General features: G+C 38.9%; 12 protein-coding genes. 11 read left to right on the top strand and 1 reads right to left on the bottom strand.

Going from position 1 to position 14277, the window contains the following annotated elements; translation table 11 throughout:
- The first annotated feature begins 352 nt into the window (after positions 1 to 352).
- The 6 genes from R2H34_RS05435 (at position 353) to R2H34_RS05460 (ending at position 6730) form a co-directional block, all read left to right on the top strand.
- Positions 353 to 1846 (top strand): alanine/glycine:cation symporter family protein, encoded by a 1494-nt coding sequence (locus R2H34_RS05435; protein ID WP_125297611.1) that lies wholly within the window; start codon positions 353 to 355, stop codon positions 1844 to 1846.
- Between the two features lie 311 nt (positions 1847 to 2157).
- Positions 2158 to 3570 (top strand): amino acid permease, encoded by a 1413-nt coding sequence (locus R2H34_RS05440; RefSeq protein ID WP_318342477.1) that lies wholly within the window; start codon positions 2158 to 2160, stop codon positions 3568 to 3570.
- Between the two features lie 115 nt (positions 3571 to 3685).
- A complete protein-coding gene (gene lptM / locus R2H34_RS05445) occupies positions 3686 to 3901 on the top strand; it encodes an LPS translocon maturation chaperone LptM (protein WP_004913686.1) in 216 nt (71 codons plus the stop codon).
- A 42-nt stretch (positions 3902 to 3943) separates the two neighbouring features.
- Positions 3944 to 5194 carry a diaminopimelate decarboxylase gene (lysA, locus tag R2H34_RS05450; protein ID WP_280094827.1) on the top strand — a complete coding sequence of 417 codons (1251 nt, stop codon included), beginning with the start codon at positions 3944 to 3946 and terminating at the stop codon, positions 5192 to 5194.
- Positions 5195 to 5199: 5 nt separating this feature from the next.
- Positions 5200 to 6054 carry a diaminopimelate epimerase gene (gene dapF / locus R2H34_RS05455; RefSeq protein ID WP_004913683.1) on the top strand — a complete coding sequence of 285 codons (855 nt, stop codon included), beginning with the start codon at positions 5200 to 5202 and terminating at the stop codon, positions 6052 to 6054.
- A 73-nt stretch (positions 6055 to 6127) separates the two neighbouring features.
- Positions 6128 to 6730: an alpha/beta fold hydrolase gene (locus R2H34_RS05460; RefSeq protein WP_318342478.1), complete on the top strand. Its 603-nt coding sequence runs from the start codon at positions 6128 to 6130 to the stop codon at positions 6728 to 6730.
- A 41-nt stretch (positions 6731 to 6771) separates the two neighbouring features.
- Here R2H34_RS05460 and R2H34_RS05465 read toward each other — a convergent pair whose 3' ends face one another.
- Positions 6772 to 7383 (bottom strand): LysE family translocator, encoded by a 612-nt coding sequence (locus R2H34_RS05465; RefSeq protein WP_318342479.1) that lies wholly within the window; start codon positions 7381 to 7383, stop codon positions 6772 to 6774.
- 164 nt (positions 7384 to 7547) lie between these two features.
- Between R2H34_RS05465 and xerA the strand changes: the two genes are divergently transcribed.
- The 5 genes from xerA to gyrA all read left to right on the top strand — a co-directional run bounded on the left by xerA (position 7548) and on the right by gyrA (position 14277).
- Positions 7548 to 8435 carry a site-specific tyrosine recombinase/integron integrase gene (gene xerA, locus R2H34_RS05470; RefSeq protein ID WP_171053812.1) on the top strand — a complete coding sequence of 296 codons (888 nt, stop codon included), beginning with the start codon at positions 7548 to 7550 and terminating at the stop codon, positions 8433 to 8435.
- Between the two features lie 438 nt (positions 8436 to 8873).
- A complete protein-coding gene (locus tag R2H34_RS05475) occupies positions 8874 to 9623 on the top strand; it encodes an electron transfer flavoprotein subunit beta/FixA family protein (RefSeq protein ID WP_004959878.1) in 750 nt (249 codons plus the stop codon).
- A 17-nt stretch (positions 9624 to 9640) separates the two neighbouring features.
- Complete coding sequence (locus R2H34_RS05480) at positions 9641 to 10573, top strand: electron transfer flavoprotein subunit alpha/FixB family protein (RefSeq protein ID WP_004913666.1); 933 nt, start codon at positions 9641 to 9643, stop codon at positions 10571 to 10573.
- Between the two features lie 113 nt (positions 10574 to 10686).
- Positions 10687 to 11202 (top strand): DinB family protein, encoded by a 516-nt coding sequence (locus R2H34_RS05485; protein WP_004959871.1) that lies wholly within the window; start codon positions 10687 to 10689, stop codon positions 11200 to 11202.
- 342 nt (positions 11203 to 11544) lie between these two features.
- A complete protein-coding gene (gene gyrA, locus R2H34_RS05490) occupies positions 11545 to 14277 on the top strand; it encodes a DNA gyrase subunit A (RefSeq protein ID WP_318342480.1) in 2733 nt (910 codons plus the stop codon).

The following is a 14277-nucleotide window of genomic DNA, read 5'->3' on the forward strand; positions in this document are numbered from 1 at the left end:
ATATAAAATTGAAAATTTGCGATAAATTAGTTAAAAAGTAGAGTAATTACGGAAAAGATCAATATCGTTCATTTTCTTGATAAGGAATTAAGAGTAAACGGTGTTTTCGTAATTGACTGGTTAAAGGGAAGTGCTCAGAAAAATAACACGATATAAGACTTTTACAAGTAAGATATAGTAGGTTTTTGAGTCGAAAAATTCTTTAAATTAACTTTTTCCACGGAAGGTCTTTGAGCATTTGCTCATTTGTTGTCATAAGAATTATATTGAATGGCATAAATATTGCTGATGCTCAGACAAATGAAAATGTATCAATTGATATATTTTTAAATTATACAAAAGGTTGGTGTTTATGAGTGCAGCAGAAATTGTTGATTGGATAAATAGTATTATTTGGAGCAAAGCTCTGATCTATTTATGTTTAGGTGCAGGTTTATTTTTCTCCGTCCTAACAAGGTTTGTTCAAGTTCGTCAGATCAAAGATATGATAAGGCTCCTCATTAAAGGAGGCTCATCAGCACAAGGTATTTCTTCGTTTCAAGCACTCGCTGTTTCACTGTCAGGTCGTGTTGGTGTAGGTAATATTGCAGGCGTTGCTGCCGCAATTGGTTTTGGTGGACCAGGTGCAGTCTTCTGGATGTGGGTCGTTGCCTTTCTAGGAGCAAGTACCGCATATGTTGAATCAACCTTGGGTCAAATCTATAAAGTTGAATATCAAGGTCAATATCGTGGTGGTCCTGCATTCTATTTTGACCGTGGTCTAGGTCAACGTTGGTTAGGGATTCTATTTGCAATCGCAGCAATTATTTCATGTGGTTTATTCTTACCAGGTATTCAAGCAAATGCGGTTGGTAACGCATTCACTCAAATTACTGGTGAAGGTGCGATTGTATTTGGAAACGTCGGTACTTATAAGCTTTTAGCTTTAGTTGTGATTGTGGCATTACTTGCGGTCATTATCTTTGGTGGTATTAAACGAATTGCAAAATTTGCTGAATTCGTGGTGCCATTTATGGCGGCAGGCTATATTTTGATGGCTTTAATTATTGTCTTCATCAATATTGATAAGTTACCTGGTGTGATTTCCTTAATTTTTACTGATGCCTTTTCTCCTATGGCAGGTCTGGGTGCTGCAATTGGTTGGGGGGTAAAACGTGGTGTTTATTCGAATGAAGCAGGACAGGGTACAGGACCACATGCCGCTGCCGCAGCTGAGGTACAGCATCCTGCGCAACAAGGTTTAGTACAAGCATTCTCGATTTATGTAGATACTTTATTCGTGTGTTCAGCAACTGCGTTTATGATTTTGATCACGGGCATGTATAACGTTCAAGGTACATTAGAAGCTGGTCAATTTATTGTACAAAACGTTGCTGCTACAGCTGAAATTGGTTCGCCAGCATTTACACAAATGGCTGTAAGCACGGTATTTGGTGGTTTTGGACAAATCTTTGTTGCGTTAGCTGTATTCTTCTTCGCATTTACAACGATTGTTGCGTATTACTATATCGCTGAAACCAACATTACTTATTTAAGTTATATTACCAAAACTCCATCTTTATTATTTATCACCAAATGCTTCATCATTCTTTCTGTTTCATATGGCGTAATCAGTGCGACGGGTTATATTTGGGGAATTGGTGATATCGGTGTGGGCTTAATGGCTTGGATTAACATCATTGGTATTATTGTGACTTACTTCATTTGGAAACCAACGATTAAAGCATTAAGAGATTATGAACAGCAGCAAAAAGCGGGTGTTAAAGAGTTTACTTTTGATCCAGTAAAACTTGGTATTCGTAATGCTACGTTCTGGGAAGATCGTATTAAGAATAAACAAAAGTAATATCATAATAAATTAAAGTAAAAATCTAGATAAAAAAGCAGCCTTCAGAGGCTGCTTTTTTATTGCCTAATTTTTAAGCTATTGAAAAATATGGAGTCAAAAAAGTGCATTGAGTTGGTACATCCTTGTGCGTATGATCAGGCCCATTTGTATTTAACTTGAGATATTGAGTTGTACAGACAGAAAATTGGTTAGCTAAAACATCATCAAAACAATTTACAGTGCAAGAAGATGCCATTAAATGGTGCGAATTGTCATTTTGATTTGATCATTAGCTAATGAACGAAAGATACTGGAGAGTTTTTGTAAAAATGTCGAATCAAAATTTAGGTGAGGTCAACGAGCAAAGTGGGCTTCACCGTAGTCTATCTAATCGACATCTTCAACTGATTGCAATTGGTGGCGCAATTGGAACAGGATTGTTTATGGGTTCAGGCAAAACGATTAGTTTAGCTGGCCCATCAATTCTATTTATTTATATGTTGATTGGTTTGATGGTGTTCTTTGTCATGCGTGCATTGGGCGAATTATTGCTTTCAAACCTAAACTATAAATCATTTATTGATTTATCAACTGACCTGATTGGTCCGTGGGCAGGTTATTTCGTTGGCTGGACGTATTGGTTATGTTGGGTCACGATTGGTATTGCTGACCTGTCCGCGATCATTTATTACCTCGAATTTTTTAATGGTGGACAGTCATTTACGCCTTTAGGTGGTTTGTTGATTAGTACCGTTGCCATAGCATTCGTATTGGGTCTGAATCTCGTTACCGTGAAGTTATTTGGTGAAATGGAATTCTGGTTTGCAATGGTGAAAATCACAGCGATTATTGTATTAATCCTTGTAGGTTTATGGATGATTTTCACTGGTTTTACCAATACATCGGGAACTGTAGCCAGCGTTTCAAACTTATGGACGCATGGAGGTATGTTCCCTAAAGGCTTCGAAGGGTTCCTTGCAGGATTCCAAATTGCAATTTTTGCATTTGTTGGGGTAGAGCTTGTCGGAACTACGGCTGCTGAAACTCAAGACCCTCAGAGAAACTTACCCAAAGCGATTAACTCGATTCCAATACGTATTATCATTTTCTATGTCTTGGCTCTTTTTGTCGTAATGAGTGTCACGCCTTGGGATCAGATCAATCCTAAAGTCAGCCCATTTGTGAATATTTTCTCTCAGGCTGGTATTGCCTCTGCTGCAATTATTATGAATTTGGTGGTGTTATCTTCGGTAATGTCATCTATGAACAGTGGGGTATTCTCAACGAGTCGTATGCTTTTTGGTTTATCAACAGATAAACAAGCGCCTCGACTATTTGCAGGTTTGTCTAAAGCCGCTGTTCCAGCAAATGCATTGATTTTCTCAGCGATCTGTATTTTCATCGGCGCAATAATTCAGTTTGTATATAAGTTACAAAGCGGAACTAACGATGAAGTAACAGCATTTGTTTTGGCAACGACCTTATCTACGATTTTGTTCATTTGCGTTTGGATTATCATTATGTGGAGTTATATGAACTACCGCAAACGATCTCCTGAACTTCATGAGCAGTCAATTTTTAAATTGCCAGGTGGTGTGATGACATGCTGGATCGTGATTATTTTCTTCTTATGTACGATTGGCGTTTTAGCATTGGATGAAGATACTCGAAAATCTCTGATTGTCAGTCCAATTTGGTTCATTATTCTGATCATTGGTTATTTCTTCGCAAAGAAAAAATAAGATCAACCGTGATATATGAAAACGTCAGCTTATGTTGGCGTTTTTTTATGTTTGGACTTTAGCCAATTTGAGGTTCACGCTATACTGCTCCGAATTGTAAAAATTAGGTGCTCAGATGCTTAAAGTCATTTGTTCGATCAGTTTATTGTTTAGCAGTATTGTATTAACAGCGTGTGGTCAATCTGGTGCTTTACAGTTACCGTCTGATCCAAACCATGATAAAAGAGCAAAGTATTTGCTTTACAAAAATGATGCATCGCAATCTCAAAGCTCATCTGATCAAAAGGATGATGATACTCAAGTTGAAAACTCAACATCATCATCACAGTAGTCAAAACCATCTCACCTTAAGTTTGTAAATAAGGACATCTTCATGAGTTTCACTCGCATTAATGGCGTATTGCATGCTGAGCAATGTTCACTTGATCAGCTCGCGCTGCAATTCGGCACGCCACTCTATGTTTATTCCAAAGCAACTTTGGAAAAACATTATTTAGATATGGATCGTGCTTTTGATTTTATTGATCATCAAATCTGTTTTGCGGTGAAATCAAACTCAAACTTAGCTGTTCTTAATGTATTGGCAAAACTAGGTGCTGGTTTTGATATTGTGACGGGTGGAGAGCTTGCCCGTGTTCTTGCAGCTGGTGGTAATCCAGCGAAGATCGTTTTTTCAGGCTTGGGTAAGTCAGAAGCAGACATTGAAAAAGCATTAGATGTTGGCATCGCTTGTTTCAATGTTGAATCTTATGCTGAACTTGATCGTATTCAGAAAGTTGCAGCTAAACTTGGAAAAAAAGCTCCGATTTCATTGCGTGTCAATCCAGATGTTGATGCAAAGACGCATCCTTATATTTCAACAGGCTTGAAAGAAAATAAATTCGGTATCCCAAGCGATACAGTGTATGAAACTTATCAATACGCAGCGTCTTTACCAAACTTAGAAATTGTCGGGATCGACTGTCATATTGGATCACAGTTGACTGAGACCAAGCCATTCGTTGATGCGCTTGATCGTGTGGTTCTAATGATTGAAGAGTTGAAAAAGTTAGGCATCAACCTCAAACATATTGATATTGGTGGTGGTTTAGGTGTGCGCTATAAAGATGAAACACCGCCAACCGTTGCTGAATATGCAAATGCGATGCGCCCTGTATTAGAAAAACTAGGTTTGAAAGTTTATATGGAGCCTGGTCGCAGTATTTCTGCAAATGCAGGTGCATTATTAACAAAGGTTGATTTGTTGAAACCAACGAATCATCGAAATTTTGCAATTATTGACGCTGCAATGAACGATTTGATTCGTCCTGCTTTATATGAAGCATGGATGGATATTCAATCTGTTGCCCCACATTCAGATGTTGAAGTAAAAACATGGGATTTGGTCGGTGCGATCTGTGAAACAGGTGATTTCTTGGGGAAACAGCGTGATTTAGCGCTGCAAGAAAATGATGTCTTAGCGGTATTGGGTGCTGGAGCTTATGGTTTTGTAATGAGCTCAAACTATAATACACGTGGTCGTGCTGCTGAAGTGATGGTCAGTGGTGATCAAGCTTATTTAATACGTGAGCGTGAAACCATCGAATCACTTTGGGAAAAAGAACATTTATTGCCTGAGGAGTAAATTGGATGTATTTAGAATTTACCAAAATGCATGGTTTGGGCAATGATTTTATGGTTGTTGACCTTGTCACCCAACGCGCTTATTTAGATACTGTCACGATTCAGCGTTTAGCTGATCGTCATTTTGGCGTGGGCTTTGATCAGTTACTTATTGTTGAACCGCCTGATTTTCCAGATGCTGACTTTAAATACCGTATTTTTAACGCAGATGGTTCTGAAGTTGAACAGTGTGGTAATGGTGTGCGTTGTTTCGCTCGATTTGTACATGAGCGCCAACTGACGACTAAAACTAAGATTCGTGTGCAAACAAAAGCAGGTATTGTAGAGCCTGAATTGGGAGCAAATGGTTGGGTACGTGTCAATATGGGTCCTCCGAAGTTTCTTCCAGCTGAGATTCCATTTCTAACGGATGAACACGAAGACACTGAAGGTCTTTACAAACTGGGTCTCGCTGATAATAAAAGCATCAACATTGATGTCGTTAACATGGGAAATCCTCATGCGGTTACGATCGTGCCAGATGTATTAACGGCTGATGTTGCAGGAATCGGTCCTCAAGTTGAATCACATGCTCGTTTTCCAGCAAGAGTAAATGCTGGTTTTATGCAAATCGTTGATGAAAAACATATTCGCTTACGTGTGTTTGAACGTGGTGTAGGTGAGACTTTAGCTTGTGGTACAGGTGCTTGTGCCGCTGCTGTCAGTGGTATGCGCCGTGGTTTACTCGCTAATGAAGTTGAAGTTCAGTTAGCGGGTGGGAAATTGCATATAGCTTGGCGTGAAGGCGATGTGGTGTGGATGACAGGTCCAACCACGCATGTTTATGATGCGCGTCTGGATTTAAGATATTTCCAAAGCTAAATTGAGTGGTAAATAAACACCTTGCACTTAGTAGGGTGTTTATCTCTAAGAATAATAAGTCTCAAGGATAATAATGAATAACTTGGTTTTTCTTCCAGGCGCTTCAGGTAATACACAATTTTGGTATCCTTTAATTGCACAACTACCCAAAACTTACACAAAGCAAGTGATTGCCTATCCAAGTTTCCATGGTGTGGCTGCACATCCTGATATAAATAGTTTTGATGATTTGAGTGATTATGTTGTTGAGCAGATTCAACAACCTTCAATCTTAATTGCACAGTCAATGGGTGTAATCTTTGCGATCAAAGCTGCACTAGAAAAAACCTCTTTAATAAAAGGTTTAATCTTGATTGCAACCTCGAGCGGGGTCAATTTAGATCAGTTTCAGGTTCAAGATTGGCGTGAATTTTATCAGCAAGAATACGCAGAATATCCGAACTGGTTTATCACAACCAGCATCAATTACGAGGAATTCATATCCTCGATAGATATCAAAACCTTATTGATTTGGGGTGATCATGATCCAATTAGCCCCGTTGAGGTAGGTAAGTATCTAAATCATTTAATTGAAAAATCTAATTTATATATTGTCGAGAGTGGTGATCATCAGTTGGCAGAAAAATGTGCCAATGAAGTCGCGTTGCAAATTAATAGGTTTTTAGAAACTATTTAGCTTTATGTCGAGGGTGTTCCACAAACACGCTATTGGATTGATTATCTTTTACTAAATGCTAGTTTTAAGGCAAACAGGATAAAAATACTGCCAGTAATACGATCCATATACTTAATAAACTTTGGTCGTTTTAGGTAAGCAGAGATTGATTGCATCGCAGAGATTAAAATGATAGACCAAATAATCCCAATCACAACATGGATCATGACTAAGCCCATCGTCCAAATCACAGGAGAAGCAGTGTGTGGAATAAATTGAGGAAGAAAGGAGAGGTAAAAGACACCTACTTTGGGATTGAGTAAGTTTCCCAAAAAACCTTTAACAAACCAATTTTGAGTATTCGTCGTATCATTTATATCTGCAAGTTGAGTTCGTGGTTTCAATAGTAAATTTAAACCAAGCCAAGTTAAGTAGGCTGCTCCCATCCATTTCAGCATGTTAAATGCCAAATCAGAAGTCATTAAAAGCGCACCTAACCCACAAGCAACAACTACACCCCAAACAATACAGCCTAGCGTGATACCCAAAGCTGCTTGAAAGGCTTTAGCTTTTCCTTCAATAGTCGCTGTGCGAATAACTAAAGTTGTATCCAATCCAGGTGTAATGGTGAGTAAAGTGATTGCAATCAGGTAAGGGATCAGAAGAGTAAGCATTATATAAAGCCACCGCTCGAAACTTGAAATTTATTGTATTACATCAATTGTTCATCTTCGATGCTTGTATAATCTTTAATGAATAAAAATTTGTTAAACTACGCTATAAATAGCACATGCAAACAAGAGAATATAGCTTGGAAGCTCCTGAAAAACTGCTATCAATGTGGTTAAAAGAACGAATTATTCAAAATCAGTCAGAACATACGATTGAAGCTTATCAACGTGATCTTACTGATTTTTTTAACTTTTGTGACAGCAAGAGTTTAGCATTATACGATATTGAAGCATCTGACTTACGCGAATATTTGGCAAATCGTGTTGAAAAAGATCAGTTAAGTTCAAGCAGTTTGCAGCGTCATTTGACCTCAATACGCCAGTTCATGAAGTGGGCTGAACAAGGACAATATTTACAACAAAATCCATCAGAAGATTTTAAGTTAAAAAGACAGCCTAGACCCTTACCAGGTATGGTCGATATTGAAACTGTACATCAAATTTTAGACCAAGCTCCACCAGATAAACCAATTGAACAGCAGTTGTGGCTGCGTGACAAAGCGATACTGGAATTACTTTATTCCAGTGGACTGCGGCTCGCTGAATTACAAGGTTTGATGATTAAAGATATCGACTTCAATCGTCAATTGTTAAGAATTACAGGTAAAGGCAATAAGACTCGAATCGTTCCGTTTGGTCAGAAAGCGAAAGATAGTCTAATTGAATGGCTGAAAATTTATCGAATCTGGCAAGGTGAATTTAACTTAGATAGTGCTGTTTTTATCTCACAACGTGGTAATCGACTTACCCCTCGACAAATTGAGAATCGGGTCAAGCTACAAGCACAAAGAGCTGGAGTGAATGTTGATTTACACCCTCATTTGTTGAGACATTGTTTTGCCAGTCATATGTTATCTGCAAGTGGTGATCTAAGGTCAGTGCAAGAAATGTTAGGACATAGCAATTTGTCTACTACACAAATTTATACACATGTTGATTTTGATCAATTGGCAAGAGTTTATGATCAAACCCATCCACGGGCTCAAAAAGACTAAATTTGGTTATATTATGTTGCAAAGTTGGGTGATTAATAAGCGACTATTAAAATGTGATGAGAGTGAATTATGTCGGTTTTGGGTTCTTACTTTATTGCCAATATTTTTTGAAGCCTAAAAGGGGATTTGATTTGCTCGAAATGATCCGTTACAGATCCATCAAATTTTAAAAATAGTCGATATTTAGGTTGTTGAATTATATTAAAATATTAAAAAAATCAAAGCCTAATGAATATCCTATTAAATACACAGCAATTCAATTACATCAACAACTACAAATAAGTGAACTGAGCATTTCATCTTTTTTATACCCCGAGCAGAAATTGTGACTTGACCGAAATGCCAAATACATTGCAAGATAGGGCACCTAAAAAGTTTCAAACGAAGAGTTAGAATACTCTTCACTACATTTACTTGCTTAGAACAGCCGAGGATTACATGAAGGCTCTTGTCGCTGTAAAACGTGTGGTTGATGCCAACGTTAAAGTTCGTGTTAAGCCGGACAATAGTGGGGTTGACCTTACTAACGTTAAAATGTCAATCAACCCATTCTGTGAAATCGCAGTGGAAGAAGCGGTTCGCTTAAAAGAAAAAGGAACAGTTTCTGAAATCGTTGTTGTTTCAGTGGGTCCTAAAGATGCTCAAGAACAAATCCGTTCTGCAATGGCTTTAGGTGCTGACCGTGGTATTTTAGTTGAAACTGCTGATGAAATTGGTGCTCTAGAAGTTGCTAAAATCCTCAAAGGCGTTGTTGATGCTGAGAAACCAGAACTTATTCTTCTTGGTAAACAAGCAATTGATGACGACTCTAACCAAGTAGGTCAAATGCTTGGCGCTTTACTTGGTGCTGGTCAAGGTACTTTCGCATCTGAAGTTAAAGTTGACGGCGGTAAAGTTCAAGTTACTCGTGAAATCGACGGTGGTTTACAAACTGTTGAGCTTGCACTTCCTGCAATCATCACAACTGACTTACGTTTGAATGAGCCACGTTATGCTGCTCTTCCAAACATTATGAAAGCGCGTAAAAAACCGCTTGATATTAAGTCTCCTGCTGATTATGGCGTTGCAACTGGTACTAAACTTAAAACAATTAAAGTTGAAGCACCTGCTGAACGTAAAGCTGGCGTACAAGTGAAGTCTGTAGACGAGCTTGTAGAAAAATTGAAAAACGAAGCGAAAGTGATCTAATACAGAAGGATACAATCATGAGTATTTTAGTTATCGCTGATCACAACAACCAGACACTTAACGGTGCAACTTTAAACGTTGTTGCGGCAGCTCAAAAAATCGGTGGTGATATTACTGTATTAGTAGCTGGTTCTGGCGCTCAAGCAGTTGCTGATGCTGCTGCTAAAGTTGCTGGTGTGAGCAAAGTATTACTTGCTGACAATGCTGCTTATGCAAACCAATTGGCTGAAAACGTAGCTGCTTTAGTTGCGGATTTAGCGAAAGGTTACAAATACGTATTAGCTGCTTCTACAACAACTGGTAAGAACATTCTTCCACGTGTTGCTGCACTTCTTGACGTAAGCATGATTTCAGACATCATTGCTGTTGAATCTGCAAATACTTTCAAGCGTCCTATCTATGCTGGTAACGCGATTGCAACTGTTCAATCAGATGAAGCGATTATCGTAGGTACAGTTCGTGCTACAGCATTTGATGCTGTAGCTGCTGAAGGCGGTTCTGCTGTAGTCGAAGCTGTTGCTGAGGTGAAAGATGCTGGTATTTCTAAGTTTGTAAGTGAAGAAATCGTGAAACTTGATCGCCCAGAATTAACTGCTGCGCGTATCGTTGTTTCTGGTGGTCGTGGTGTGGGTTCTGGTGAGAACTACCATAAAGTACTTGACCCATTAGCTGACAAGCTTGGTGCTGCACAAGGTGCATCACGTGCAGCAGTTGATGCTGGTTTCGTACCTAACGACTTCCAAGTTGGTCAAACTGGTAAAATCGTTGCGCCTGATCTATACATGGCAATCGGTATCTCTGGTGCGATCCAGCACTTAGCGGGTATGAAAGATTCTAAAGTTATTGTTGCTATCAACAAAGACGAAGAAGCACCAATCAACAGCGTTGCTGACTACTGGTTAGTGGGCGATTTGAACACTGTTGTACCAGAATTGGTATCTAAACTTTAATTCTCTGAATTAAGTTTAAAGCGCTCTTGCGCAGGCGGTTAAAGCGATGCTTTACTGCTCTGCTCAGGAGCGCTTTTTTATGTTAAAAATAATAATAAAAATGGATCTAATTAATGAGTTATAGTTTTAAAAAATATTTTTTGATGTTGGCAAATTATAACGCTTGGGCGAATCAAAAATTATTCTCTGTTTTAAAAGACTTAAATGAAGACGAAATCAATCAAAATTGTGGGGCTTATTTCGAGTCATTGTTTCGTACAGCAAATCATATATTGGTCGCTGATATTTTATGGTTCGAGCGTATACATGGGGCAGTGCAGTCTCAGTATGCTTTAGATGAGATCGTTCATGCAGACTTAGATTCGCTCACTAATGCGAGATTCCTTAAAGATCAAAGCATGATTGCATTCGTGCAGCAGCTTAATGATGAAGCCTTTCATGGTACTATTTCTTACACACGACACGGGCAGCGCCATACTGAGCCTCTTATTGAAGTGCTTGCGCATGTCTTTAATCATCAGACCCATCACCGTGGTCAGCTGCATAGCATGATTTTTCAAATCACAGGCGTTTCATTAGCATTGGATTTAATATATTTCCAAAGAGAGCAAGCAGATTTATATCGCTAATTACATAAAAATGATCATAAATTTTAATTCGTAATCGACGTGAAGTAATGATTTTAAGATTAAAATTTTATGATGTTTTTGCGTGTATTTTAGCCACCATGTTAAAAAAAGATTGTTGAAAGTGCACAATCAAAAAATATTTTTTAACTTACTAATTCTAATCAATTTTTTATTGTAAAAAAATGCTATTTTCAATGGGTTTAACTCCCTGTTAGTTGGTTGTTTATGCTATAATTTTTCGCTGTATTTTTTATTTTTAGTTCAATCTTTTTGAGCTAAATTTTTGCAAGATTGAAGACATAAAAACAGGTAGATGTTTCTATCTGTAAACAAGGAGTATGCATGAGCGTATCGGAAATCAGACCGATTGCCATTGAGGACGAACTCAAGCATTCATATTTAGATTATGCAATGAGCGTAATCGTATCTCGTGCATTGCCAGATGTGAGAGACGGTCTCAAACCTGTTCATCGTCGCGTATTATTCGCAATGCACGAATTGGGCAATGATTATAACAAAGCGTATAAAAAATCTGCTCGTGTGGTGGGTGATGTAATCGGTAAATATCACCCTCATGGTGATATTGCAGTCTATGAAACGATTGTTCGTATGGCTCAAGATTTTAGCTTGCGTTATATGTTGGTCGATGGTCAAGGTAACTTTGGTTCTGTCGATGGCGATAGTGCGGCGGCAATGCGTTATACCGAAGTCCGCATGCAAAAGCTTACCCATGAAATTTTGGCCGACTTAGAAAAAGACACGGTTGATTGGGAAGATAACTACGACGGTTCTGAGCGTATTCCGCAAGTGATGCCAACTCGTATTCCTAATCTTTTGATCAATGGTACAACAGGTATTGCAGTAGGTATGGCGACCAATATGGCGCCGCATAATATGACTGAGGTCGTCAATGCTTGTTTAGCCTACGCCAATAATCCGAATATTTCTATTGAAGGATTGATGGAGCATATTACTGGTCCTGACTTCCCAACTGGCGGTATTATTTACGGCAAATCAGGTATTGTAGATGCTTATCGTACGGGTAAAGGTCGTCTTCATATCCGTGGTAAGTATCATTTCGAAGAAGATCAGAAAACGGGTCGTACGACTATCGTCTTTACTGAAATTCCATATCAGGTCAATAAAGCAAAAACGATTGAGCGTATAGCTGAACTGGTTAAAGAAAAGAAACTTGAAGGAATTTCTGAACTTCGAGATGAGTCAGATAAGGAAGGGATGCGTATTGCAATTGATTTGAAGCGTGGCGAAAACGCGGAAGTCATTGTAAATAATTTATTCTTACACACCCAACTGCAAAACTCTTTCAGCATCAATATGGTCTGCCTAGATAATGGTCAGCCAAAATTGATGAATCTTAAAGATATTATTGCGGCATTTATCCGTCACCGCCAAGAAGTTGTGACACGCCGCACCATGTATGAGCTTCGCAAAGCACGTGAACGTGGGCATATCTTAGAAGGTTTGACTGTTGCATTAGCGAATATTGATGCCATTATTGAAACCATTAAGACTTCTGCCAATCCTAGTGAAGCACGTGAGCGTTTACAGGCTGGTGAATGGGCTGGTGGTGGTGTTGTCGCACTTCTAGAAAAAGCTGGCGCTATTTCAATTCGCCCAGATGAAATTGAAGGGGAAGATCCTGCACGTCCATTTGGTCTGTCAGGAGATATTTATCGTTTATCACCAACACAGGTGAATGCGATCCTTGAATTACGTTTACATCGTTTGACTGGTCTTGAACAAGATAAGTTACACGCTGAATATACTGAGATTTTAGGTCAAATTGCTGAATTAACGGCGATTTTAAATGACTTTAATTTATTGATGAACGTAATTCGTGAAGAGCTTGCTTTAATCCTGCAACAGTATGGTGATGCACGTCGTACAGAAATCGTTGAATCTGGTGTTGATTTCTGTCGTGAAGACTTAATCCCTGAAGAACAAGTGGTACTCACTGTTTCTCAAACAGGTTATGCAAAAACTCAACCACTTTCGGATTATCAAGCTCAACGTCGTGGTGGTCGTGGTAAATCAGCAACCTCAATGAAAGATGATGACATTATTCAGCATTTGATTGTTGCATCGAACCACGCGACAGTATTGTGCTTTACAAATGTTGGTAAAGTTTATCGCTTGAGAGTGTTTGAGGTACCTCAAGCCTCTCGTGGTGCTAAAGGACGCCCGATGGTGAACTTGTTACCATTGGAAGCGAATGAGACAATTACTGCGATCTTACCGTTGACTGAGTTCCCTGAAAATCACTATGTGTTTATGGCTACGGCATCAGGTACGGTTAAACGTGTTGAGTTAGAACAGTTTAGTAATGTTCGCTCTAATGGCTTACGTGCTATTGAGTTAAATGAAGAAGATACCTTGATCGGTGTTGCGATTACGGATGGTAATCAGCAGATCATGTTGTTCTCAAATGAAGGTAAAGCGATTCGTTTTGCTGAGACAGATGTTCGAGCAATGGGACGTACTGCGAAAGGTGTACGTGGTATGCGTGTTAGTTTTGCAAGTAACACGATCGATGTAGAAGATGCCGAAGTTGAAAACGATGACAGCGATGATAATGACGATTCTTCCGATTCAAATGTTGTAAGCCGTATTGTTTCACTTGTTGTTGTTCCAGAAACGGGTGAAGTGTTATGTGCTTGTGCAAATGGATATGGTAAGCGTACTCCAGTTGATGACTTCCCGACCAAGAAACGTGGTGGTAAGGGTGTTATTGCGATTAAAACGAGTGAGCGTAATGGTGAGTTAATCAGTGCTGTATCGATTGATGAAACCAAAGAGCTGATGTTGATTTCTGATGGTGGTACTTTGGTTCGTACACGTGCAGCAGAAGTGGCAACCACAGGTCGTAACGCGCAAGGTGTTCGTCTGATTCGATTGAGTGACGCAGAGACATTAGTAGGTGTTGTATCTATTGAAGCTGTAGAAGAAGACGAAGAGTTAGAGACTATAGAGCAATCAGTAGAAAATACTGAGCTTGATGCAGTGAATTCTGAGGAAGCTTTAGTAGAACCTAAAGATGATAATCCAGAAGCTTAA

It is taken from the genome of Acinetobacter sp. 16 (assembly GCF_033439925.1).
In the GTDB taxonomy this organism is placed as follows: Bacteria; Pseudomonadota; Gammaproteobacteria; order Pseudomonadales; family Moraxellaceae; genus Acinetobacter; species Acinetobacter junii.